20 protein-coding genes are annotated in these 25139 nt (G+C 44.0%); 8 read left to right on the top strand and 12 right to left on the bottom strand.

Translation table 11 applies throughout. The features are described from left to right. Positions 1-84: 84 nt before the first annotated feature. From ACFPIB_RS06375 to ACFPIB_RS06355, 5 genes are all read left to right on the top strand, one after another. Complete coding sequence (locus ACFPIB_RS06375; protein WP_378016598.1) at positions 85-684, top strand: phosphatase PAP2 family protein; 600 nt, start codon at positions 85-87, stop codon at positions 682-684. A gap of 379 nt (positions 685-1063) precedes the next feature. Next, entirely contained in the window at positions 1064-1495 is a 432-nt protein-coding gene (locus ACFPIB_RS06370) for a thioredoxin family protein (RefSeq protein WP_378016597.1), read from the top strand. 8 nt (positions 1496-1503) lie between these two features. Beyond that, positions 1504-2478, top strand: a complete 975-nt coding sequence (locus tag ACFPIB_RS06365) for an FAD:protein FMN transferase (RefSeq protein WP_378016596.1) — start codon at positions 1504-1506, stop codon at positions 2476-2478. Next, positions 2475-2693, top strand: a complete 219-nt coding sequence (locus ACFPIB_RS06360) for a DUF4266 domain-containing protein (RefSeq protein ID WP_378016595.1) — start codon at positions 2475-2477, stop codon at positions 2691-2693. Before ACFPIB_RS06365 ends, ACFPIB_RS06360 begins: the two co-directional genes overlap by 4 nt. A 23-nt stretch (positions 2694-2716) precedes the next feature. Beyond that, positions 2717-3928: a DUF3570 domain-containing protein gene (locus tag ACFPIB_RS06355; protein WP_378016594.1), complete on the top strand. Its 1212-nt coding sequence runs from the start codon at positions 2717-2719 to the stop codon at positions 3926-3928. A gap of 148 nt (positions 3929-4076) precedes the next feature. On the opposite strand, the gene ACFPIB_RS06350 is transcribed toward ACFPIB_RS06355, so the two are convergent. The 8 genes from ACFPIB_RS06350 to ACFPIB_RS06310 all read right to left on the bottom strand — a co-directional run bounded on the left by ACFPIB_RS06350 (position 4077) and on the right by ACFPIB_RS06310 (position 17265). Continuing rightward, on the bottom strand, positions 4077-5228 hold the full coding sequence (locus tag ACFPIB_RS06350; RefSeq protein ID WP_378016593.1) for a tetratricopeptide repeat protein: 1152 nt from the start codon (positions 5226-5228) through the stop codon (positions 4077-4079). Between the two features lie 52 nt (positions 5229-5280). Further along, positions 5281-7845, bottom strand: a complete 2565-nt coding sequence (gene gyrA / locus ACFPIB_RS06345; protein WP_378016592.1) for a DNA gyrase subunit A — start codon at positions 7843-7845, stop codon at positions 5281-5283. A gap of 81 nt (positions 7846-7926) precedes the next feature. Next, positions 7927-8184, bottom strand: coding sequence for a hypothetical protein (locus ACFPIB_RS06340; protein ID WP_378016591.1), 258 nt, complete (start codon positions 8182-8184; stop codon positions 7927-7929). Between the two features lie 154 nt (positions 8185-8338). Beyond that, positions 8339-10471, bottom strand: a complete 2133-nt coding sequence (locus tag ACFPIB_RS17475) for an ABC transporter substrate-binding protein (protein ID WP_417281656.1) — start codon at positions 10469-10471, stop codon at positions 8339-8341. A gap of 72 nt (positions 10472-10543) precedes the next feature. After that, entirely contained in the window at positions 10544-12676 is a 2133-nt protein-coding gene (locus ACFPIB_RS06325; protein ID WP_378016590.1) for an ABC transporter substrate-binding protein, read from the bottom strand. A gap of 273 nt (positions 12677-12949) precedes the next feature. Further along, positions 12950-14482 carry an MBOAT family O-acyltransferase gene (locus ACFPIB_RS06320; RefSeq protein WP_378016589.1) on the bottom strand — a complete coding sequence of 511 codons (1533 nt, stop codon included), beginning with the start codon at positions 14480-14482 and terminating at the stop codon, positions 12950-12952. 31 nt (positions 14483-14513) lie between these two features. Beyond that, a complete protein-coding gene (locus tag ACFPIB_RS06315; RefSeq protein ID WP_378016588.1) occupies positions 14514-15794 on the bottom strand; it encodes a GDSL-type esterase/lipase family protein in 1281 nt (426 codons plus the stop codon). Further along, on the bottom strand, positions 15772-17265 hold the full coding sequence (locus ACFPIB_RS06310) for a GDSL-type esterase/lipase family protein (RefSeq protein WP_378016587.1): 1494 nt from the start codon (positions 17263-17265) through the stop codon (positions 15772-15774). Before ACFPIB_RS06310 ends, ACFPIB_RS06315 begins: the two co-directional genes overlap by 23 nt. Before the next feature lie 561 nt (positions 17266-17826). Between ACFPIB_RS06310 and ACFPIB_RS06305 the strand changes: the two genes are divergently transcribed. Both ACFPIB_RS06305 and ACFPIB_RS06300 read left to right on the top strand, forming a co-directional pair. Further along, positions 17827-18711: a PAS domain-containing protein gene (locus tag ACFPIB_RS06305; protein WP_378016586.1), complete on the top strand. Its 885-nt coding sequence runs from the start codon at positions 17827-17829 to the stop codon at positions 18709-18711. Between the two features lie 590 nt (positions 18712-19301). Further along, positions 19302-22184 (top strand): leucine--tRNA ligase, encoded by a 2883-nt coding sequence (locus ACFPIB_RS06300; protein WP_378016585.1) that lies wholly within the window; start codon positions 19302-19304, stop codon positions 22182-22184. 547 nt (positions 22185-22731) lie between these two features. Here the strand turns inward: ACFPIB_RS06300 and ACFPIB_RS06295 are convergent. Together ACFPIB_RS06295 and ACFPIB_RS06290 are read right to left on the bottom strand one after the other, a co-directional pair. Beyond that, positions 22732-23475, bottom strand: a complete 744-nt coding sequence (locus ACFPIB_RS06295) for an SDR family oxidoreductase (RefSeq protein WP_378016584.1) — start codon at positions 23473-23475, stop codon at positions 22732-22734. A gap of 71 nt (positions 23476-23546) precedes the next feature. After that, complete coding sequence (locus ACFPIB_RS06290; protein ID WP_378016583.1) at positions 23547-23774, bottom strand: hypothetical protein; 228 nt, start codon at positions 23772-23774, stop codon at positions 23547-23549. A 127-nt stretch (positions 23775-23901) separates the two neighbouring features. Here ACFPIB_RS06290 and ACFPIB_RS06285 point away from each other — a divergent pair, with 127 nt between their 5' ends. Continuing rightward, complete coding sequence (locus ACFPIB_RS06285) at positions 23902-24438, top strand: dihydrofolate reductase family protein (RefSeq protein ID WP_378016582.1); 537 nt, start codon at positions 23902-23904, stop codon at positions 24436-24438. A gap of 38 nt (positions 24439-24476) precedes the next feature. Here ACFPIB_RS06285 and ACFPIB_RS06280 read toward each other — a convergent pair whose 3' ends face one another. Next, complete coding sequence (locus tag ACFPIB_RS06280; RefSeq protein WP_378016581.1) at positions 24477-24863, bottom strand: MmcQ/YjbR family DNA-binding protein; 387 nt, start codon at positions 24861-24863, stop codon at positions 24477-24479. Position 24864: 1 nt separating this feature from the next. Beyond that, positions 24865-25035, bottom strand: a complete 171-nt coding sequence (locus ACFPIB_RS06275; protein ID WP_378016580.1) for a DUF6728 family protein — start codon at positions 25033-25035, stop codon at positions 24865-24867. Positions 25036-25139 lie beyond the last annotated feature (104 nt).

The raw sequence follows: 25139 nt of genomic DNA, 5'->3' as shown, positions 1-25139 counted from the left end.
GTTAAACTTCCTGAATTTAATTGGTCTTTACTTTTAAAACGGCTGTATTTTTATGCCGGGGTCTGCATCATTATTTTCACCGGAATGACCTCGCTTTATTTTTTCCTGAAGATCACCCACAGTATTTTCTACGACACGTCCTTTTTACTGGTCCTCGATAAGCAATTGGTAACCGTATGGCAGCCTGATAAACATCCCGAATTGCAAAGATCAATGGAATTTATTTCCTTTTTTGGCTCCTGGAAATGGATGGCTTTTCTTTCGGCGATCATACTCATCTTTACCCGGTTCAATGCCGCTTTAAGGCCTTATGCTTTCCTGATAACACTGATTACCATTGGAAGTATTGCCGCAACCTATTTACTTAAAATTTACTTTAACCGGCCCAGGCCCGAAGTTTTGCACGAAGCTGCGATCCGAAGCAGTTACCCAAGCGGGCACGCCCTGGTGAGTTTAGCCATTTACGGAATGATCGTATATTTTTGCTGGGTTTTCAGCAAAAAACATTGGCTCAATACGCTGATTACCATCTTTTTACTGGCGTTCGTTCTGAGTATCGGTTTCAGCAGGATTTACCTGAAACAGCATTTTCTTTCCGATGTACTAAGTGGTTTTACCGGTGGTTTATTCTGGCTGGCATTTTCGTTGGGAATTGGTAAAGCTCAAATGAAAATCTTCCGGTAAAATTCCGCGCACCGAAATGTTGGTCAAACTAAGACGTTTTTTCTACCTTAACGCACCATTTCACGGTCAATAGATAGCGAATCTGCCAGGAAAAATTTTGGCCAAAGAAACTGCTGATTTATGAGCATATGTAAGCTGGCATGGAAATTTATTGGAATCTGGAACAGCTACCAAGGCTGTAAATTTAATTTAATAAAAGTCTTATAATTTATATTATGATAAATAGAAATTAAATAATTCCCTCCTGAAAGAATTACTCCTAATCCTGAATCTTTCCTCAACCGAATCAGTTTAAATATAGAACTCTTAGATATTGTTTCTTGTGAATCTATTAATCGAGAACATGAAACGCTATACATTTTAGTCAAAAAACTGCCTTATGAACTTATTGATGATATTGCTTTCCGGAATGCTGATTTTTACCAATCCGGATTGGCTTACCAATTTTGACAAAGCTAAAACCGAAGCCAAAGCTTCTCATAAACTTATTCTGCTTAATTTTTCCGGTTCTGACTGGTGTGGCCCATGTATAAAACTAACCCGCGAAGTTTTTGAAAGCGAATCTTTCGATAAATATGCCGATGCAAACCTGGTACGATTAAATGCTGATTTTCCGCGGCTAAAAAAGAACCAGCTCAGTAAAGAACAAACCAAACATAACGAAGGCCTCGCCGATCAATACAACAAAGCCGGCACATTTCCGCTTACTTTATTGCTCGATGAAAATGGCAAAGTGCTGAAAAAATGGGAAGGAAATCCGGGTTTAAAACCGGAAGAATTTGTTGATGCGATCAACCAGATTAAAAAGTAAACAGGAAAATGTCGGGTGTTCATCTGCTTTTGCCTGTTGCCGATACTACGTTGTACAAACGGGTTCTAAAACTCATGGGCAACCGGTTCGAATTCAGCATTGCGCATGATGATCCGGCTTTTGCCGAAACCTGCCTCGATGCCGCCATTGCAGAAGTGCAGCGGCTGGAAAAACTACTCACCACTTTTTCCGAAACCAGTCAGACCGCACAGATCAATGCCATGGCCGGAATTGAACCGGTAAAAGTATATCAGGAAGTTTTTGATCTGATTGCTCGCTCCATCCGCATCTCAGAATTAACCCAGGGCGCTTTCGATATTACGTACGGTTCAGTAGATAAACGCCTCTGGAATTTCGATACTTCGCTTACGGCCCTCCCCGATCTGCAAATTGCCCGCCAGGCTGTGAAACTTGTTAATTTCCGCAATATTACTTTAGACGCTGAAAACCATACCGTTTTTTTGAAAGAAAAAGGCATGCGCATTGGTTTTGGGGGAATTGGAAAAGGTTTTGCCGCTGAAAAAGCGAAAGCCGTTTTGGTAAAAATGGGAATAAAAAGCGGCGTGGTAAATGCTGCTGGCGACCTTTGCGTTTGGGGAAATCAGCCAAACGGCCAACCCTGGACAATCGGTATTGCAGATCCGAATGCCATACATCTGCCCTTTTCTTCGTTTCAACTTACGAACGCTGCCGTTGCCACTTCCGGCGATTACGAAAAATTTGTGATGATCGGCGGCAAACGGTATTCGCACACCATAAACCCAAGAACCGGGCTTCCGGTTACCGGGCTGAAAAGTGTAACGGTAATTTGCCCGAATGCGGAACTTGCCGATGCTATGGCTACACCCCTGCTGGTTCTGGGCCGGAAAAATGGCCTTGAACTGATAAACCAAATGAGACAGATCGCCTGCGTATATATCGATGATAAGGACCGGGTATTCACTTCAGCCAACATTACCGTAAACCTACCAGAAACAAAATGAAAAGTCAGATAAGCCTTCTGATTGCAGGAGTCATTTTAGTTTGCCTTCCCTCCTGCCAATCCGTTAAGGAATACAACAAAATGTACCTAAACGATTCGGAAATGAGCCTTTCGGCGCGTAAAACGCAGAAATCGGAAATGAATTTTATGCTTTACCGCGAAGGTGCTTCCGGTGCGAACGGCGGTAAAACGGGCGGTGGATGTGGATGTAACTAAGCACTAAAACGGTATAAGAAACCATGCAAAAACTATTCCTGGGTGCAACTGCTTTTTACCTCACTATAGTTTGCAGCTTTGCCCAAAGCCCGACTCCTGATTCTGCTGTTTATCAATCCCGAAAGCTAAAACTGGATGAAGTAGATTTTGTGTCGAGCTATTATGTGCAGGACGGGAACAATTCTGCCGTTACCGGCGGAAAAGGCGATGAACATTTAACGGACCTGGCAAATACGTTGCAACTCAATTTCCTGCGCACCGATTCAAAGCAGCGTTTACATACTTTTGGGCTTGAAATGGGGATCGATCATTATACTTCTGCCTCTTCCGACAAAATTGACTCAACCACCATTTCATCAGCATCAAGCGCCGATACCCGGTATTATCCTTCGCTTTCGTGGAGTATGCACGATGAACCTAACCATTATACCGTAGGTGCCGGGCTTTTATTTTCTACCGAATACGATTATTTTTCTTCCGGCGCTTTTGTAAGTTATTCCAAATTTTCCGAAGATAATAACAGAGAATTAGGTGTGAAATTCAACGTCTTTATAGATTCATGGAAAGTGATCTATCCGGTGGAATTACGCGGATTTGAAACGCCGGAAGGCAGAATTGAAAACCCCGCTGCCCGTGGCACCAAACCCCGAAATACGTATAACGGTTCCTTCTCGCTACTGCAGGTAATTAATAAAAGACTGCAAATGGCTTTGGTAGCTGATGTAGCATATCAATCGGGGCAACTGGGCACTTTATACCAGCGGGTTTATTTTACCGATGGCACGCACAACGTAGAGCGTTTGCCGGAAAGCCGCTTTAAAATACCGGTCGGTTTACGAGCCAATTATTTCCTGGGCGATAAAATCGTTATTCGCAGTTTTTACCGTTTCTATACCGACGATTGGGGCATCAGGGCGCATTCCCTGGAGCTGGAAGTACCGTATAAGTTTTCTCCGTTTTTTTCCATCAGTCCTTTTTATCGGTATTTCACCCAGACGGCAGCCGATTATTTTGCGGCTTTTGGGCAGCACCAGGCCAGTGAAGCATTTTACACCTCAGATTACGATCTTTCAGAATTCAACAGTAATTTCGGTGGTTTGAATGCACGTTTCAATTCCGCCAATGGCATTTTTGGTATTAATCATTTAAACACGCTGGAATTGCGCTACGGGCACTATAACCGCAGCAATGGTTTACAGGCAAATATCATAACGCTCGCGGCAACGGTAAAATAAAACGCTTCAGTTTTCAGGCTCATTTCCATAGCGTTTTCCGGAGAGTTAACCGGATGCACTTATAAGGTAAAAAACGATACCGTTTTGTAATTGCAGAAATAAAAAAAGGAAGCTTTTTGAGCTTCCTTTTTTTATGCAGTTTCAGAAATTACTTCTTTTTTGCTTCATCCATTTTTTTGTTCATTTTCTCAACGTCAGCCATTCGGCCAAGTTTCATATAGATCTGAGAAAGTGAGCTCATGGTTGCGCGGTCAGTTGGTTCCAGTTTGTGCGCAGCCTCGAAATATGGAAGTGCCTGCTGGAACATGCCTTTGGCCTGGGCTTCTAATTTAGCACCTTGCTTCTGGTATGTAGCATAATCCATTTTCGTGGTTTTGTTATAGATCTCTGCACCTTTGTTGAACTGGTAAACACCTAAGTTATACTGTGCATCGAAGTTGGTTGGATCTGCTTCAACTGCTTTTTTGTAGTTTGCAAGTGCATTTTCCGAGCTCTTGTTCTGATCGTGCAGTGTACCTAAAACAGCATACAGGTTCGACTTTTTCTTCGGATCAGTTTCTGCGGCAATTGCAGCATCCAGTTTAGAAATAGCTTCTTTACCACGGCCCGATGAAATTAAAAGGCTGGCTTCAGAAACCATTAAATCTTTGTCATTCGGGAATTTAGCGCGGGCTTCTTCTAAGATCTTCAGCGTTTCAGCGTTATTTTTCTCAACCTGCTGCGTAATATCGATCATGCGTTTGTAATGAGCCAGCGGATTGTGATTCAGACTGATCAGTTTACGGTAGGTTTCTTTCGCTTTCGGGTAATCTTCTTTTGCTTCGGCAGCATAAACGGCATAAACATAAGCAGTGGTATCGTTCGGACGCATCTGAGCAGCTGTCATGTAAGTTTCCAGCGCTTTGTCGTACATTTTATCGTTGTAAAAAGCTACGCCTTCATTTACGATAACACCGTAAAGGCCATCGCGTTTGGTGGTTGCTGTTTTAGCAAATTCACCGTTCGGCTCCATTTTCAGGTATTTATCGTAAGCATCGTAAGCAATTTTGGAAGCATCGGCTGGTGCGTTCTTCTTATAAACCGGGTTTTCCATCAGGCCGGTGTAAATTTCACCTTTGTAGAACCAGGTCTTAGCCATAGCCGCAGACTTTTCGTTGGTGCTGGCCTGATCGATCTCCGTTTTAGCTTTATCCAGACGACCGTTGCGGTAATCGAGAATAGCACTGGTAAGCATAGCCTTTTGAGCGAAAGCTACCTGCAAGCTTAAACCGGCAACAAGAGTCAAAACAACTTTTTTCATTTTTAATTTATGTTGGTTAGTTGAGTTTTATACTTAAAAATCGTACCGTTTTTTAATTTTCACTAATCGCATCCGGATTTATAAGTTCCGGATCATTTGCTTCAGGGTTCAATGATTGTTCAGCCGGCAGTTCAGACTGGTCCAAAACTGCTTCTTCCACGTCTTCGGCTTTATCTTCCACATCAATTTTAGCAACCGAAGTAATTTCGTCGCCTTCATTCAGTTTCAGCAAACGTACGCCCTGCGTAGCACGGCCAATAATCCGCAGATCAGCAACACGCAGACGAATGGTAATTCCAGATTTGTTGATGATCATCAGATCGTCAGTATCTACTACGCCGTGAATTGCCACCAGTGCACCGGTCTTTTCGGTAATGTTCAGGGTTTTCACGCCTTTACCACCGCGGTTCGTAATGCGGTATTCATCGATCGGGGAACGTTTACCGTAACCTTTTTCTGAAACCACCAGCAGGTTCATCTGTTCGTTGTGAATGCAAACCATGCCCACAACTTTATCCGTTTCGTCAGCCAGCGTTACACCACGTACACCGGCAGCATTACGGCCCATGGAGCGTACTTTGCTTTCGTTGAATCTAACGGCACGGCCAGAACGCAATGCTAACACAATATCATCCGAACCGCTGGTCATTTGTACGTCCAATAAGCGGTCGCCTTCGTTGATAGTAATCGCGTTGATACCGTTGGTTCTTGGGCGGGAATACGATTCTAAAGGAGTCTTTTTAATAACGCCTTGTTCCGTACAGAAAATCAGATAGTTATTTAAAATATAATCCGGGTTCTTCAGGTTGTGTACGTTTAGTACCGCCCTTATCTTATCGTCCTTTGGAATATTGATCAGGTTCTGAATGGCGCGGCCTTTTGAGGTCTTCGCTCCTTCCGGAACTTCGTAAACTTTCATCCAGAATAAACGCCCCAGCTCTGTAAATAACAATAGATAATTATGGGTACTGGCTATGAATAAGTGCTCAGTAAAGTCGGTTTCTTTGGAGGTAGAAACCCCACGCGAACCAACTCCTCCTCTACTCTGGCTCCGGTATTCAACCAGGGCCGTACGTTTAATATAACCTTCGTGCGAAATGGTAATAACCATGTGCTCATCCGGAATCATATCTTCCATGCTGAAATCAGCAGAAGACATTTCTATGGAAGTACGACGACCATCGCCATAGCGATCCTGGATCTCTTTCAGCTCATCTTTAATGATCTGCATCCGGATTTCTTCACTACCCAGAATCTCGGTTAAACGGTCAATCAGCGCCATTATCTCTTCATACTCTTTCTGGATCTTGTCGCGCTCCAGACCGGTAAGGCGCTGCAAACGCATATCCAGAATAGCACGGGCCTGAATATCAGACAGATTGAAGCGTTCAATTAAACCATTACGGGCAATTTCCGGGTCGCGTGAGCTACGGATCAGGTTAATTACTTCGTCCAGGTTATCGAGCGCGATCAGTAAACCTTCTAAAATGTGCGCGCGTTTGCGGGCTTCCGCCAGTTCAAATTCGGTACGGCGGATCACCACTTCGTGGCGGTGCTCTACGAAATATTTGATCAGGTCTTTCAGGTTCAGGGTCATTGGGCGGCCTTTTACCAGCGCCACGTTGTTTACCCCGAAAGAAGACTGTAACTGCGTGTATTTGAAGAGGTTATTCAACACCACGTTTGGCATGGCATCGCGTTTCAGGTCGTACACAATGCGCAAACCGTCGCGGTCAGATTCATCGCGTAAGTCTGAAATACCTTCTATTTTTTTCTCGTTGATCAGCGCCGCAGTTTTCTCGATCATGGCAGCTTTGTTCACCATGTAAGGAATCTCCGTAACGATGATCTGCTCTTTGCCGCTTGGCGTGGTTTCGAAAGAAGCTTTCGCACGCAGAATTACGCGGCCGCGGCCCGTTTCAAATGCTGACCTAACACCTTCGTAACCGTAAATGATACCACCGGTCGGGAAATCCGGGGCAGTAATATGCTGCATCAGTTCGCTTATTTCAATATCGTTGTTATCGATGTAAGCTACAATGCCGTTTACTACCTCGGTTAAGTTGTGCGGCGCCATGTTCGTAGCCATACCTACTGCAATACCGGAAGTTCCGTTTATAAGCAGGTTTGGCAATTTAGCCGGCATCACGCTTGGCTCTTCCAGGGAATCATCGAAGTTCGGCTGAAAATCTACTGTATCTTTTTCAAGATCGGCCAGCAATTCGTCAGCAATTCTTTTTAAGCGCGCTTCGGTATAACGCATCGCTGCCGCGGAGTCACCATCGATAGAACCGAAGTTACCCTGACCATCTACTAACGGGTAGCGTAAAGACCAGTCCTGGGCCATACGCACCATAGTTTCGTAAACGGAAGAGTCACCGTGCGGGTGATACTTACCGAGCACCTCTCCTACGATACGCGCTGATTTTTTATATGCTTTATTGTAAGAAACGCCCAATTCGCTCATTCCGTAAAGTACGCGGCGGTGAACCGGTTTCAGTCCGTCGCGGACATCTGGAAGAGCACGGGAAATGATTACGGACATCGAATAGTCGATGTAGGCGCCCCGCATTTCATCCTCAATATTGATGGGTATTATTCGTTCGCCTTCGGCCATAAAATTTGGTATAGCTTGTTTTGGTAAATCTTTGTTTTGTAATAGAGGGCAAGTTAGCTAAAAATCTGCGTTTAGCCTACTTTATTTGCGCATTTTGCTTTCGTCGTTATGCGGATCTACGCCATCTTTGGTTGGTTTCGGCAGCTTCTCTCCGATTCTGGGGTTCTGCTTTTTGTACCATTTAGAACCCCGGAATTCGCCTTTGCCGTGGCGATGCACCATGCGTACTTCGCAGCTTGAAATTGGGCACATAGGTTTGCAGGAACTGAACAAAAGCCCGGAAAACGCCAGGATAATGAGGCTGAAAACTGCCGGGCGGAAAGGAAACAAAAACGACATGCAACAGATTTTGGTATGCGCGAAAATACTAAATTATAACGAATTCTGCCCGGTTTCTTATAACCGGCAGTCCATATTTTTCAGGCTTTATTCAGAAAACAGAAGCAATTTTACAGAAAACGCTATGGTTTTAAGTGCAAAAAGTATGCGGCAATTATACAATGAAAAAAAACGTATAGCCAATAACGATAATCGGGAAAAGAATACGTTCGTAAACGCTTACAATAATAGCCAGTTGACGCTTTCCGGTACGTTTGCTGTAAAGCCAATATTGGAAAATGGATGCCCCGATAAGGGTCGTGACCATGATGTATGTAAAAATAAAGATCTTATCGGAAGTGGTGGCGAACTGGCCCTGCGATTTGTAAGCTGAAAAATACAAGGCAATGGAAGATAAAAGTGCCGTTACCTGGATAGCCGACAAAGCCTCAAATTGCCTGATGGGAATGTAAACCGAAAAATACGTGATGATCAGAATGGCTAAAAGCGGCGTGAGCGTTTTCAGGAAAAAGTCTACTTTGGCACGTTTTAATACGTAAGTGAAATTGAATTTATAGTACGGAATATGCCTTTTCGCTTTTATGAATTTATTGTACGAACCAATCAGTTCATGATCGAAACCAACAAAATTGCTTCTGTAGATCCAACCTTCTGAATTGAAAATGGTGTCTCGATTCTGACTGCCGGCCGGCTGCATAAGAAACGGCTTAAAAGTACTGTTGGTTTGGATGGATATCGGAAACTGTTGCTCATCGAAAGGATATTCTCTTAAGTCAGGCTCAAAGTAAAATTTTCCGGAAATGCGGTAAAGATAATTGTACATACCCACTTTACCAGCAGTAGAATCGGCCCGGAGCAATTTGATGGATAAAATCGGCAGGTGGTTGTTATCGTTGCGGACAGCGTTGGGAAATTCAATATGTGAAATAGTAATTTTCCTGTTAGAGCTAAGATTAAGAAAAAACCGGGCATCGAACGTACCGTCTTCATCGTTTACCTGGCCAAGTTCTTCCATATCGATGTTCGTAAACATTACCTGGGCTTCCTGCATGGCCGAATCGCCGCGCAAATACTGGAATGGCGCTAAGAGCAGATTTTCCGACCCCGGAGGTTTCCAGCCAAGCAAGGCTTCACTTACCAATGCCCGGTCTTCCGTAAAATACCAGTCCGAAAACCAGCCTTGGTAAACCCGATAACCGTTTATATAACGCTGCATCCCATGAATAATGCTTTCCCTGATCGAGCTTTTTGGTTCCGGTTCCATTTCAGCAGCTTCCTTGAGCATACCAATAGCATCGGCATGCAAACCTCCTAATCCCAGCCGGAATGCACTTTTTTTATCCAATTCCAGATCCATATTATTCTGCGCCTGGTAACGTTGTTGTCGCAGATTTAACGCACTTGGAATACCGAAAACGCTGATATCGAAAAGCTCCATTTTATTGTAACCGGGAATTTCAGGGTCGATCTCCGGAATATCTGTAAAAGCCGTAAAAACGGGAATCTGAACCTTATTTTCTGATAGAGCCCGCACTATTTGATTGGTGTGATGTGGATTTGTAGATAAGATCAGGAAATCGGTGCCGGTGGCTTTAACAGAATAAGCAATTTGTTTCAGTTCCGCTTTTGTGAACTTATGTTTATCCGGGTACCAGACATCCTCAATCAATTTGTAGTCTGCCTCAGTATCTTTCTTTTTTTTGAGATCATCCAGTAACGCAACCGAATAAAGATCTTCTGAATTGGCAATTAAGGTTACTTTTTTAGCCCTGCGGTTCAGCAATTTATGCAACACAAATGCTACGTGCCCAATGCTGATCTCGTAGCTGAACATGTTAGGATATTTATTGGTGATACCCGTTACCGAATAACCGCCAATAAAAGGAACGCCCGCTTTGCCAACCAGTTCGGCCACAGCCTGCACCCGAGAAGAACTCCAGCAACCCATATAAGCAACCAGCGATTCATCGTTTATACTTTCCTTCACCACTTTATAAACAGTTTCGCGGCTTCCTTTATCGTCGAGGTATTTCACTTTTAAATTTCTGCCGGCAAAACCACCCTGTTCGTTTATACTGCTCACCCTTTTATCGATCATGAATTTTATCACTTCCAGATCTTCAGGGCTCAGGTTCACAGAATTGTAAAGCACTCCGATGGTATAATATTGCTGGTGTTTTTCCTGATATTGCCGGTAAATACGCAGGGTAATCAGCAATAAAACCGCCGCGCCTGTTAAAAACAGGGCTGCAAATTTTATAACCTTATCCTGAGTTTTTGCCTGCATTTCCCTACAGTTTTTACTTCACTATTAAAACTTTTTACTTTTTAAGCCCGAAAGCATAGCGTTTTCAGCCAGTTAAACCTTCCTGATGAAAATGGTAAACCCGATAACAATTAGTGGAAAAATGAGTCGCTGATAGATCATAGCAATGCGTTTCAACAGAACGCTTTTCCGGTACATCACATATTTCAGAATGGAGGTTCCGAGTAAGGTAGTAATCATTACGTACGTGAAAATGAAGATCTTATCGGAAGTGGTGGCGTATTGCAATTCCGGTTTGTAAGTAGAAAAATACAGCGCAATAGAAGCTAGCAAAGCGGTAACCTGAATGGCGCAAAGCGTTTCGAATTCGCGGGGCGGAATAAAGGCCGAGAGATACGAAATTATGAGAATAGCCAGCAAAGGCACCAATGTTTTTAAGGTAAAATCCACGCGGGCGCGCTGCATTTCATACACGTAACTGAATTTGTAGTAAGGTATATTCTTCTGCAGCATGCCGAAATTATTATCGATCGCAATAATGTCCTGGTCGCAGCCTATGTAATTGTTCAGGTAATTCCAGCCGGTAGATTCAAAAACGGTATCGCGGAATTCAAAAGCCGGCGGCTGCACCAGAAAAGTGTTGAGCGCATCGCTGGTTTGCATGGTTATCGGGAATTTCTGCTGGTCGAAAGGGTATTTTTTCAGATCCGGATTGAAAGAGAATTTGCCCGAAATTTTATAAAGGTAGTGGTAGAAATTATTGCCGTCGGTTTCTTTTTTACTCCGTACCAGTTTTGCCTCTATTAAAGGTGCCTGGTTTACTTTATTTCTTTCGGCGTTTGTAAAATCTATATTCTGCACGGTCAGGTTGCTGACTGAACTGAGCTCAAGGTAAAAAGTGGCGTAAAAACTAGCAGCTTCGTCGCTAATCTGGCTGATGTCGAGCATATCGAGGTTGGCGTAAAGCACGGGCGCCTGTCGGTAACCGGAATCGGTGCGCAGAAATTGTACGGGTGCCAGCATCGGCGAATCAAAATCCGGGGCTTTCCAGGCCAGCAAAGGTTCACCGCCAAAAGACCGGTCCTGCGTAAAATACCAGTCTGCAAACCAGCCTCGGTAGATCTGGTTTCCATGGATATAATTTTTCAGGCCTGCATTTATTTTACTCCGCATATCGGCCTTTTCCGGAAGGTTTTTCTGCGAGGCTGCTTCTATCAGCAACCCGATCTCATCGGCGTGGCGGCCGCCAAAACCCAACTGAAATTCCCGTTTTTGCCCCGAATTGATCGCCTGCCGGAAAACAGGAGCCTGCTGCTGCAACTTCATATTCAGCACACCGGGAATTCCCACCGGATTTACATCAAACAATTCGCCATTCCGGTAAAAATTGCTTCGGTCATTTATCTGCGCAATATCGGCTAGCCCGCAAAAGATCGGAATATGCAGCCCCCGTTTCCAGAGCGCTTCCAGTAAAATATTGGTATTTCCCTGTTCCAGCGAAAGCAGCAAAAAATCGTTGTGCTTATTTAAACTGTCTGCCAGCATATCCAATTCTTTTCCAGAGAACTGATAATTCAAGGGAAACCAGAAACGAGACGTTACTTTAAACTCCGGTTCCTTAAGGGCATAACCTTCCATAATTTTCAGCAATTCGGCAGAATACAGGTCTTCTTTTTTTCCGATAAATGCCGCGCGCTTAGCTTTTCTTTGCAGCAGATTATGCAAGATCATTTCAAGATCCTTTAACCCGATCTCGGCGCTGTACATATTCGGAAAAGGTTCGGTAAGATTTGTAAGGGAATAACTGCCGATAAGCGCAACATTGTTACGGGCAAGAATCGAGGCAATGGCAAGTGCGCGCGAAGAACTTTTGCACCCGATATAAGCTAACAGATTCTCATCCTGAACACTTTCGGAAACCAGCTTTTTTAAGAGCTCCGGGTTACCTTTATCGTCTAAATAAAGGGCATCTATGGTGCGGCCGTTCAAACCACCTTGCGCATTTATACTGTTCAGTTTTTCGGCTACTACATTTTGTACCACCTTATAATCTTCCGGCTCCAGCTCCACCGAATTAAGAATGATGCCGATCTTATAATGCGCGCTGTAAAATTGGCTGAAGTATCTGGAGATCTGAACAATAGCCAGCACTGTAATAGCCACGCCGATCAGCATGAATAACAGATCTTTCAGGTTTATGAAAACATGCGTAAACCGGGCAAACATACGCATTTCTTTTAGGTGCAGCCGGCATTCAGGATCCGGAAAAATACTCGCCCTTTCCAATTGGAAATCAGGCAATTACTTATACGGACTTACTAAAAAAAAGGGACTTTTGTTTTTCCATAAACAATTACCGGTTCCATGGCTTTCTTCCTGAAACAATAATGCACTTTAGAATTTATATTCAGAAAAAAATCTATGCTAAAACCGTATGATTTACGGGTAAAAAAGTCGGGAATACAGATAGAAATACAAACCGAAGTAACAATCCGGTTTTTAAAATTGAAAGTAAATAAAAGGTTGAATTGCGGCTGTTTTTACTTGGTACAAGCCTAAAATAATAAGCACAATTACTGCCGCTTTCAGCAGATCCGGAAAATAACCGAACCATTCGCCAAGCCTGGTTTTCTGCGGAACCGGTATAAAATGCACCAGGTAAGCAACGAGCATTAAACTGAAAACTTCTTTGTAAGCGACCAGCATTTGCGGAATTAAATGCGGCTCAAAATGATACGCGATCTGGCTCAAAACCTGGTTCACAATGTCGAGGTTATCGGCCCGGAAAAAGATCCAGCAAAACGCTACGAAATGGAAGGTTAAAACTCTGGCCCACAACCTGCCGAAAAACGTTTTTCCTTTGCCGTTAGTACCGGTAACCTGCATATATCCTTTATGAAAGGCCAGGGCCAAACCGTGAAGCGCGCCCCAGATAATGAATTTGATGTGCGCGCCGTGCCACAAACCGCCCAATAGCATGGTTATGAATAAATTTACATACTGCCGCACCTTCCCTTTCCGGTTTCCGCCCAGTGAAATATAGAGATAATCTTTGAGCCAGGTAGAAAGTGAAATGTGCCAGCGGCGCCAGAATTCCGTGATGTTCTGAGAAATATAAGGCGCATCGAAATTGATGGAAAGCCGGAAACCGAGCAGTAATGCCACGCCGATAGCAATATCGGTATAACCCGAGAAATCGCAGTAGATCTGGATGGTGTAACCGTAAACACTCATCAGATTTTCGAAACCCGTATAGCTTACCGGTGACTCAAAAACCCGGTCTACGAAGTTGCTGGAAATGTAATCGGAGATCAGGATTTTCTTGATCAGGCCAGCCAGAATGAGAAAAATAGCGCGGTTAAATTCATCTTTAGTGAGATCGTATGGTTTGTAGATCTGCGGCACAAATTCAGAAGCACGCACAATGGGGCCGGCCACCAGTTGCGGGAAAAAACTCACAAAAAAAGCAAAATCCAGGAATCGGTCTACGGGTTTGATAATGCCCCGATAAATATCAATCGAATAACTGATGCTCTGGAACGTGTAAAACGAAATTCCGACCGGCAGAATAATGTGCGCAATATCGAGGTTGGAACCGGTAAAATAATTGGTCATGTAGGCCAGGTAATCTACCGGCTGGTAAGAGGTACCAAAAAGCGCATTGAAAAACCCGGAAAGAAAGTAGGAATATTTGAAATACGACAGCAAACCCAGGTTCATGCACAAACTGATGAACACGAAAAACTTTTTCGCCGCTTTGGAATTTGCCCGAAAAATCTGCCAGCCCATTACATAATCAATCACCGTGGTCAGCAGCAAAAGCACAAAGAAATAGCCACTCGATTTATAATAAAAGAACAAGCTGAACGCGAACAGGAATAAATTCCGGGCAGTAAACTTCCGGTACGTAAACTGAAAAACCAACAGCACCAAACCAAAGAAAAACCAGAACAACGCCGTGGTAAAGATCATCGGGTGCTCGGGCTGGAATTTCAGCAGTTCCTTTAAATTTTCAAGTATATTTTCAAGCATAAAATGCTATCGTTTTCGGGGTAAAATCTAGTTAAATTCCAGCTTTCTTACTGAAATTCAGGTAATCATTCATCATTGCATCGAAAAGCAGATCGCCTTGCAAACGGTAACCTTTACCAGTTAAATGCACTTTATCTTTTGCGGCCAATCCATTCAGTTGCCATTTCACTACCGAACGCAAGCCGCCCATTACGTGATAAAAATTCCAGACGGCGCAACCGGTTTCTTCAGCCAGTTCGTAAAGTTTAGCGGTAGCTTTCACGTTGCTGTAATTCGGGTATTTCCGGTGGCGGTAATTATCGCCGGGTGTGGTAAATAGAACCGAAGCCTGGGGCGCTGCTTTTTTTATCCGCTGAATAAGTGTTCCGTAATTTTGTTTGAAAGTTTCCGGGTTGAAATTCTTACCGTAAGCATCGTTCGTTCCTAAAGAAATAATGATCAAATCAGGATTTAGCGCTGCCAGGTTGTTTTCAAAAGCCACGTTACTCCGCAAAAAAGAAACTACCTCTGCCCCATTCACTCCCAGGCTGGAATAAACCAAACCCGGCCGTTCATTTTCCAGGCTGATTCCCTGCAAAGTAAAATGCTTTTGCCGCGTAAATGTTTTCTGAAGCAACACCTGAACTTCCGTAACTTCCGCCGATAAAATGAATTCTGCAAAACCCAGCGTATCGGTTCTAACCGGTTGGTAAATTATATCAGAAGCTTTAAGCGAAACTGAGAATTGGGTTAGATCCTTTACTGGGTAAAAAATGCGCACTTTACTTACCGGAACGCTATTGTTTTGAATGGAAAAAGTCGCGCTGCTGTCGGAAGTTTCGGCGGTGATGCCGGCTAAGCCCCAATTACAATTTTGCGCGTATTGCACATTTTTACAGCCACTCCAGATTCCTGTGGAAGTTACTTTATAATTCCAGGGATTATTAGTCCTGGCCAGCGGATACGGAAATACAAATCCGCGCCCGCCGTTTTCAAAAGCATCTGTTTCTTGCAAAAGTGTACGCATTCTCCCCGAAAAAATATCGGCCTGAATATGTGAATCCCCGATATGCACGATATTTACTTTCCGGCGCGTTCCGTTTTGCAAAGCATGTAGCGCGTTATAAAACGTGGTCATAGCCAGGGAATCTTTCGCTTCAATTTTATTCAGGCCGTATTTTACAAAGCCATATTGCTGCGCAAGTTTTGGCGGCTGAAACCCTACCGTTTTTTGGTTCGTCGAATCAGCTGGCAGCCCTGAAACCACGCCTGCCAGCAGCAAACGTACGGCAAGTACAAACCAAAAAACCTTACCGGCGGCTGAATTTTTCATATTCGTACATGAGGCTTTTGAATAACATTTCGGCTACCAGTTGCGCACCTTTCGGCGTAAAGTGCGTGAAATCTTTATTGGCCAGGGCCGGTTTGGCAAATACCCAGCTAGGCATAGAATCTTTTCCGCCCATGGCTGTGTAAAGGTCCCAGAAAGCGCAACCGGCTTTAAAAGCGGCATTACGTTGCGCATCGCGGATCTTTTCTACGTTTGGGTACGTGGTATAAACTTCGCCTTCCTTCCGGGAAACATCCGAAACCCCAACTACCAGAATGCTAGCTTCCGGCGCTAATTCCCGCAGCAATTTCAATTGGGTATAAAACTGCTTTTCGTAGTAGCCATAATCTTTGATCACGTGCGGCACCACGTTCACTCCGTATTGCAGAATAATGAATTTCACGTTGAGCTGTTTGAACTGCGCGCGCAGTGTTTCCTTGTTCATCCGCACAAATTCCGTACCCGAACTTCCCCGGAAAGGCATGTTGTCGATCACCACTCCGGAATTACAATCGAGCGCCGCGCCGTAAAACTCCGGACTTTTGGTGCCTTCAAAACTCAGCCGCAGCTTCTTGAAATTACCTGAGAAAGGCATTTCAAAAACGGTTGGTTCCGAAGTAACGGGCAATTCAAAGGTCCTGATGCTATCTTTCTGCGTCTGGATTTTTAAGATAACCGGCGCTTCCGGATTGCTGTAAAGCAGCTTGAAATTTTCGAACCGGCTGTCGCGGGCGTACGCACTGTGGGCTTTGGCGTATTCCACCCAGATATTAGATCTTTTCTTCGTAATGAATTTGGGTTGGCGGCTCAGGCTGTCGGCGGCAGTAGAATCGCCGGGAATGGTTTTGGTATAGCTGAAAGAAAAGTTGTAATAGCTGCCCATGATGCCGTAATGGCGCGGCACCCGCTTGCTATAATCGGGCCCATAAGCGCGCACCCGTTTCCAGGCCTCATCACTTTTTATCTGCAAAGAAGTACGGTTACCGAGCGCATCCTGCAAAGGCACCAACCCCACGCCGCAACCACCAAACCGGTTCTGAAATTTGTTCCGCAGAAAAGCCGTGATCCGGTCACCTTCGATCTGGGAATCGCCGTAATGCAGTGCCCGAACCAGTTCTTCCGAAGTTTTGAGGCGCTGCAAATGCCGGAAAAAAGTATAGAACGCCGTATCGTTGCCTGCAGGGAACTGAATTTTAAACCGGCTTTCCAGGGTATCAGCAATAGCAGTTTTTGCAGCTGAAACGATAGCGTTTTTACTAATAGCAACTTTCTCTTCCGCCGGCTTAAATTTTTGTTCAATATCTGAAATGTCAGCATACTGCTTCCCCTTAGTATCGAGCAAGCTTTCCAACGTAAAAAAACGCAGCGAATAACCATTTGGTAACGGAATTTGCGCTGGCAGCAAAAAAAAAGCCCCGGCCAGGAGCAAACCCACATAAAGCAACAACAACAACGACCGGAAAGGCTTGATCATAAAAACGTAACAACGGAATTTCGGGCTACAAATATACGACAAACCCACCGGAAGCCTGCCCCGATGTTCAATTATTTCTATTTAAAATGGTAGGATTTGTAATAGGAAAAGTCGCAGGGACGGATGCTTAAAAATTAAATCCGCTGCAATATTCTATCACTTGGTGTTGGCTGGTTTGCTCCCCTCTCTTAATCAGGCAGATTTTGTTTCCTGAAAAATCCGGGTGAAAGTTCCCCGGAACAGACCTTTTTAAGGGTGGTTTTGAGCAAAAGAATATCTGCGATTTTTAATATTAACCATTTTAAAAACGTTGTTCACCGTTGCTTTAACACAGTTAACCATAAAAAATTTTTTACGCAATAACAATCGTTTGCTGATAAAGTAAACCGCTCTATATTTACAATATATCTCGCTCTAACCCGCTTTTGCAAATCATAGCTTACTGTACATCCCAAAGTTCCCGGCAGGATCTTTCATGGCTGATCTTTGACTTTACTTCCGCAGTATGGTCCGATGATTTCCGTGATAAATACTGTCAGGGAATCTGTAAACGCTTAAGTTATGGACTTTCTCACGCAACCATTAAGACAACCCGAACACTACCCGGCAAATTCCTTTAAAAGAACTTATGCCGAAATGTGCGCCCTCTGGGAAATGCAGGACTACACCGAAGTTGCCAGTGATTACGACCAATTTGAGCAAACGAACCCCGCCCTGGTGCAAGTGCTGAACCAAAGCCCCTGCGTAACTTGGATCATCGATGTGCGCCGTATGCAATACCTGTTCATGAGCAGCAACGTAAAAGCGGCCTTAGGTTACGATGCTTCCCTTTTTACCACCCAAGGCATACCGTTTGTAAACGAAATCACTCACCCAGATGACCTTCCTAAAACCTGGGGCCTGATCAAAAAGATCTGGGACTTCCTGCTCGCCCAACCCGCTGGTAAAAGAAAGCAATATAAGTTCAACCACGATTACCGGATGGCGAAAGCCAATGGCAGCTACATTCGGGTGCTGGAACAATGCTCCATTCTGCAGCAAGATAGTAACGGTAATATTACCCACGTAATGGGTGTCTGCTCCGACATTACCCACCTGAAAAAGAACGAAACGCTTACTGCTTCTTTAACTTCTTCGGAAGATAATTCCTGCATCTTTTTCTCCCCGGAAATGGATGGAATAAACCCGCAGGATGTGCTTAGTAAACGTGAATTGGAAATTGTAAAACTGATTGCGGATGGTTATAGCAGTAAGTTGATTGCTGATAAATTGTGCATTCGTTTTAGTACTGTGAATACGGACCGGCAGAATATTTTAAGAAAGACGAAAACGAATAGTACAGGGGAGTTTGAACAGTTTACTTTGGGGAATGGGTTGATTCGAGAATTAATGATTTTTCAGTATTGTGAAACGGATAAAAAAAAACCTTATTTGATATTATATTGAAGAGCGTTTTAAAATTTAAAATTAAAGATAAAAATGCATCCAAGACTAGAATCAGTTAACTGAATAATACTTTCTGTAGGGCATGGAGGACTTCAGGAAGAAAAATATGATCCAGGAGCAATGAACATAAAAACAGGTGCAACTGAAAATAATATTGTAAAAGATATCACTTTTCAATTAGCATCCTACTTAACTGCAAGCGGATTAACAGTCTTATTAATCGATGTCGCCTTTGGGTTTGGTATTTATAGTTTTTTGTGGTTTAGGCATAGCGTTTTTTGTTCTTGTCTGGATTTGTATTCATGGATTGATCAGATTAAGAAAAATATAATTCTTTAATCTTATTAATCTGACGAATCCAAATTCAGACAATTTAATCTTTTTTATTAGAATTGGGATTTGTAAGATTAGGGGATTAATCAGATTAAAAAAAAATCCAATAATCCATTAATCTCACAAATCCCAATTCAGACAGAAACTCCCAAAGGCAATTCTCCTGCTTTTCCGCAAAATTCCTTTAAATTGCAGGTTGGTTCTTAAAACCACTTTTATACCGCAAACCCTACCCTTTTCAAAGGAAACTTACGCCCATGGCCGAATATAATTTTAAAGAAATAGAGCAGAACTGGCAGCAATACTGGAAGGAAAACAAAACTTTCCGCGCCGAAAACCAAAGCAGCAAACCGAAATACTATTCCCTGGATATGTTTCCTTATCCGTCCGGAGCTGGTTTGCACGTTGGTCACCCGCTGGGTTACATTGCTTCCGATATTGTGAGCCGTTACAAGCGCCACAAAGGTTTTAATGTGCTGCACCCGATGGGCTTCGATTCTTTTGGTTTGCCGGCTGAGCAATACGCCATCCAAACTGGTCAGCACCCGGCTATTACTACCGAGCAGAACATTGCGCGCTACATCGAGCAGTTGCAGCAGATCGGTTTTTCGTTTGACTGGGATCGCGAAGTACGCACCTCCGATCCGAATTACTACAAGTGGACGCAGTGGATCTTCATGCAGCTTTTCAACCACTGGTACAACTACGAAACCGACAAAGCCGAACCGATCGAAACGCTGATCGCGATCTTCGAAAAAGAAGGCAACAGTTTCGTGAAAGCGGCCTGCGACGAAGATACGCCGCACGTAACTGCCGATGCCTGGGCCAGAATTGACGAGCAGCAGAAGCAGGAATTATTGCTGAAATACCGCCTTACATTTTTATCCGAAGCGATGGTGAACTGGTGTCCGGCGTTAGGTACCGTTTTGGCCAACGATGAAGTGAAAGACGGCTTGTCGGAGCGCGGTGGTTATCCGGTGGAGCGCAAAAAAATGCGGCAGTGGAGCATGCGCATCACGGCTTACGCGGAGCGCTTGCTGCAAGGCCTGGAAACCATTGACTGGCCGGAACCGGTAAAAGAGATGCAGCGTAACTGGATCGGGAAATCGACGGGCGCGGAACTGCACTTTCCGATCGAAAATTCGCTACACCACATCACGGTTTTCACCACCAGAATTGATACCGTTTTTGGTGCAACGTTCGTGGTGCTGGCTCCGGAGCACGACCATGTGGCTGCCTTAATTACCGAAGACCGCAAAGCTGAAGTGGAAGCCTACGTGGAAATGGCTAAAAACCGTTCCGAGCGCGACCGCATGACCGACGTAAAAACCATTTCCGGTGCGTTTACGGGCTCTTACGCCATTAACCCGATCTCAGGCGAACGCGTGCCGATCTGGGTGGCCGATTACGTGCTGGCAGGCTACGGAACTGGTGCTGTAATGGCCGTACCCGCACACGATACCCGCGATTACGCTTTCGCCAAACACTTTGTTTTACCAATAAAAGAAGTGGTTGCCGGCGGCGACATTGAGAAAGAAGCATTTGCAGCTAAAGACGGTACCATCATCAATTCCGATTTCCTGAATGGTTTGAGTGTGAAAGCAGCCATTGAAGCCGGCATAAAGAAAGCAGAAGAGTTGGGCGTGGGCAAAGGCAAAGTAAATTACCGGATGCGCGACGCGGTTTTCAGCCGGCAGCGATATTGGGGTGAGCCGGTGCCGGTTTATTTCAAAGACGGCATTCCGCATTTGCTGAAAGAAGAAGAATTGCCGCTCGTGCTTCCGGAAATTGACGAATACAAACCCACCGAAACCGGTGAACCGCCGCTGGGCCGTGCCAAAGACTGGAAATACGAAGATCAGTACGAATATGAGTTAAGCACTATGCCAGGCTGGGCAGGTTCGAGCTGGTATTGGTACCGCTACATGGACCCAAAAAACAATACCGAATTTGCCTCCAAAACTGCTATCGATTATTGGCAGAATGTGGATTTGTATATCGGTGGTTCGGAGCATGCAACCGGTCACTTGCTTTACTCCCGTTTCTGGAACCAGTTTTTGTATGATTTAGGTTTGGTTCCGGAAAAAGAGCCGTTCAAAAAGCTGATTAACCAGGGCATGATCCAGGGCCGGTCGAATTTTGTGTATCGAATGGTTGGAACAAATTATTTTATTACAAAATCTATTGCAGATAGATTTGAAGCTGGAACAATTTCAACTCAAGAATTTAATGAAATTTTATCTTCAAAAGGTGAATTAGAAGAAGGTTCAATAAGCGATATTAATTTAGACACATTAATAACTGAATGGAAGGTTATGCCTTTGCATGCTGAAGTAAGTTTAGTTGAAAATGAAATTCTAAATCAACAAGCTTTCAGAAACTGGCGGGAAGATTATAAAAACGCAATTTTCATTACTGAAGAAAACGGAGATTACATCTGCGGTTGGGAAGTCGAAAAAATGTCGAAGTCGAAGTACAACGTGGTGAACCCGGATGATCTGGTAGAAAAATTCGGGGCGGATACTTTGCGGATGTACGAAATGTTCCTCGGTCCGCTGGAGCAGTTCAAACCCTGGAATACGAGCGGCATGGACGGTGTGCACAAATTCCTGAAACGTTTCTGGCGCTTATTCCACGACGAACAAGGTAACTTCAGCGTAAGCAACGAAGACCCAACTTCTGGCGAATTGAAAACGCTACACAAAACCATCAAAAAAGTAGAGGAAGACATCGAGCGTTTTTCATTCAACACTTCGGTAAGTACGTTCATGATCTGTGTAAACGAACTGATGGCTTTCAAAACAAACAAACGCGCCATTCTGGAACCGCTGGTAATTGCCCTTTCGCCTTATGCGCCGCACATTTCGGAAGAACTCTGGAAACTGCTTGGGCACAACGAAAGCGTAGCTTACGCGCCGTTCCCGGTTTGGGAAGAAAAATTCCTGACGGAAAATGAGTTTGAATACCCGGTTTCGGTGAATGGTAAAACACGCGGCAAGATTACTTTCCCGGTAAACAAACCGAAAGAAGAGATCGAAAAAGAAGTACTGGAAAGCGACGTAATTCAGAAATACCTGGAAGGTAAACCGGTGAAAAAAGTGATCGTGGTTCCGAATAAAATTGTGAACGTGGTGGTGTAGTTTTTCAGGCAAAAACCATAGCATTTAAGCAAAAAGGTAGCGTAGAGTTTAAACCCTACGCTACCTTTTTTTGTCTTTCTGCCTGTCCCGAAGCATTTCGGGAAGCGATAGAGAAGGGCATCGTTAGCGTTCAGCAGAAAAGCCAACTACGAAGAAAGTAAAATCTCTTTACTGCTTTTTTGGATATTTTTATCCGGAAACAACCTGTAGCGGATTTATTAATCCGCGTGTATGAAGGACAACGCGGGTCAATAGACCCGCCACAGTTCGCTTCCGGATCAATAGATCCGAAAGAGCTGACTTCTGGTAGAAAAATTAAATACGGAGAAAAAAGTCCTCCCCTGTTTTTAGGGGGGATTTAGTTGGGGTCAAAACGCTATGATATTAGTACCAAAAAGTCATTTCTTTGTCGTAAACTTTTCTACAGAAAACCACCAAGTTCTTTCAGAGCTGCGCTCGCAAGTTTCGTACTCCCGTGCTCACTAGTGCTCAGGATGACAGCAATTATTAAGTGACAGAAATTATTATGAATATCAGGGCAAATAAATTACTTCTTCGGCGGATTAATCCGGTTAAAAATCTGCTTTCTTTCTTCCGGACTTGCTTTGCGGCCAGCTTCCGAAGTGCTATAACCAAATTCCAGTTCATCGGTCTTCAGTTTTTCAAAAACGGCATCGGCAAATTCGTTTAACGGTACGCCGAAGGTATGTAAACCAGGTGCACTCAGGTCGGTATCTACGGCAGGCGGGGCTACTTCAATTACGTTAATGTTGGTATCAGTAAGTTGGTAACGGAGCGTTTGCGTGAAGGAATGCAAAGCTGCTTTGGTGGCGCTGTAAACTGAAGCAAAAGCGCCGGGATTAAAAGCGAGACCAGAAGTTACGTTGATAATAACCGGATTTGCCTGCTTTTTCAGGAACGGAATAAACAGGATGGAAAGATGAACCGGCGCTTCAAAATTGATAGCAATTTCGTTCTGCTGTTCTTTCCAGGAAAGTTGAAAATTCTGCAGATCAGTGCGCATCTGAATGCCGGCGTTATTTACCAACACGTTCAGGTCCGGAAATTCTTTGGTAGCCCATTCAAACAATGCTATCCTTTCGGTTTCAGAAGCTACGTCGCACACGCGGGTGTGCAGTTTCGGAAAGTTGGTTTTGGCTTCGTTTAATTTGTCTTCGCGGCGGCCGCAGATAATTACTGTGTTACCAGCCTGCAAAAATCGCTCGGCCAAAGCAAGTCCAATGCCCGAAGCCCCGCCGGTAATCAAAACGGTATTTCCTTTTAAATTCATGCGTAAGATAATTTCGTAGGGCCTCTTTTACGCAATCCGGAACCGGCTGTTCGCCAATTAAATATGGAAAATTACTTCTTCGCTTTCGCTTTTTTCGAAGCAGGTGCATCTACAATTGCTTTCTGCTCATCGCGCAGTTTTTTAATGGAAAACGCTACCACTATCAAACCCACCATACAAGCTGCGTACACCAACCAATCTACGATATTGCCGGTTTTAATGGCGTTTATGAAATTGAGTGAACCGAACAGGATGAAAAAGAAAACCTGAATGTATTTGATAATGATTTTGCGGCGCATGAGGCTGTACTGAATATTTTTACAAAGGTACGGCAATTCGCAGCCAAATGGAAATGCCAGTTTTTAAGCCCAAAACGATAGCGTTTTAGGACCAAAAAGTATATTTTTACTTTCAAATCTCCCTCCTATGCGAAAACTGAATCTTTACATCGCCACCAGTTTAGATTGTAAAATTGCCCGCCCGAATCATGAAATTGACTGGCTGCCGCCTTTGGAAGAATACGATTACGGCTACTCCGAATTCATGGAAGGCATCGATGCGATTGTGATGGGTTACAAAACCTACGAAATTTGCCTGGGCTTGGGCGAATGGGCTTACAAAGGCAAAACCAGCTACGTTTTTTCCCGCAATCCTGATCGCACTTTAATTCCGGAAGCGCAATTAATAACCAAAGATCCGGTAAAATTTGTGCAGGAATTAAAGCAAACCGAAGGCAAAACTATCTGGCTTCTGGGTGGCGGCGAAATTATTGCAATGCTTCACGATGCCGGTTTGATCGATGAATATATTCTGGCATACATTCCAGTAATTCTGGGCAAAGGCATCGAACTTTTTCCGGGTATTAAGAAACAAGAAAACCTGACGTTAACGAAACATCAGGTTTATGAAAATGGGGTAGCTTTATTTTATTTCAGCAAAAAGAACGGGCCGGAAAATATCTGATCATCAAGTAATTTTTCAGCCGAAAACCCTACCGTTTTTTATCTTAAAAGTCCGGGCGGTTTTTCGTTCTCAATATCTACTTCCAGTTTTTGCGAACGCGTTAACCCGTTGTAAACCAGCAGATAGCTTTGATCGATAAGTTCTTTTAAAAGCATATACGGAACGCTGCCATTCGGTTTTACATTGTTCCAGTGCTTTTTACTCATGTGGTAAGCGCCGGTAATATCGTCCGGAAATTCTTCGCGCAGTTGGAGGGCTTTTTCAGGGTCGCATTTGAGCGCAATTCCACCGTCAAAATCGGAGAGATTGGTAAGCGCAAACATCTTTCCTCCTACTTTAAATACCAGCGTGTCGGCATCGAAAGGTAAGCCTTCGGTTACGCCTTTTTTGGCCAGGCAATATTCGCGGTATTCCTCGATATTCATGTTAACGCGTAAACAGGCGCACGCCCATAACGATCAGGCAAACCAGAAAGATCAGGATCGAAACTTTATTAATGCCGTGCATTACCCGCAGGTTGAACGTTGATTTACGGTTTGGATCTGGTTTGCGGAAGAAGTACGTAGCAACTTCCGAGAAATCGAATAAATTTTTCATAATAAAAGGCTCCCTTTTTCTGGTGAACAAAACAAGTTAAGAAAAGATTTGCTTCCACACAAAATTAGCAATAAATGAGCAAGCATATTGCGTCGTAAGCCACA

Source organism: Adhaeribacter terreus (assembly GCF_042657365.1).
In the GTDB taxonomy this organism is placed as follows: domain Bacteria; phylum Bacteroidota; class Bacteroidia; order Cytophagales; family Hymenobacteraceae; genus Adhaeribacter_A; species Adhaeribacter_A terreus.
Note: the sequence above shows the minus strand (reverse complement) of the source record. Positions and strands in the feature narration are given on the sequence as shown.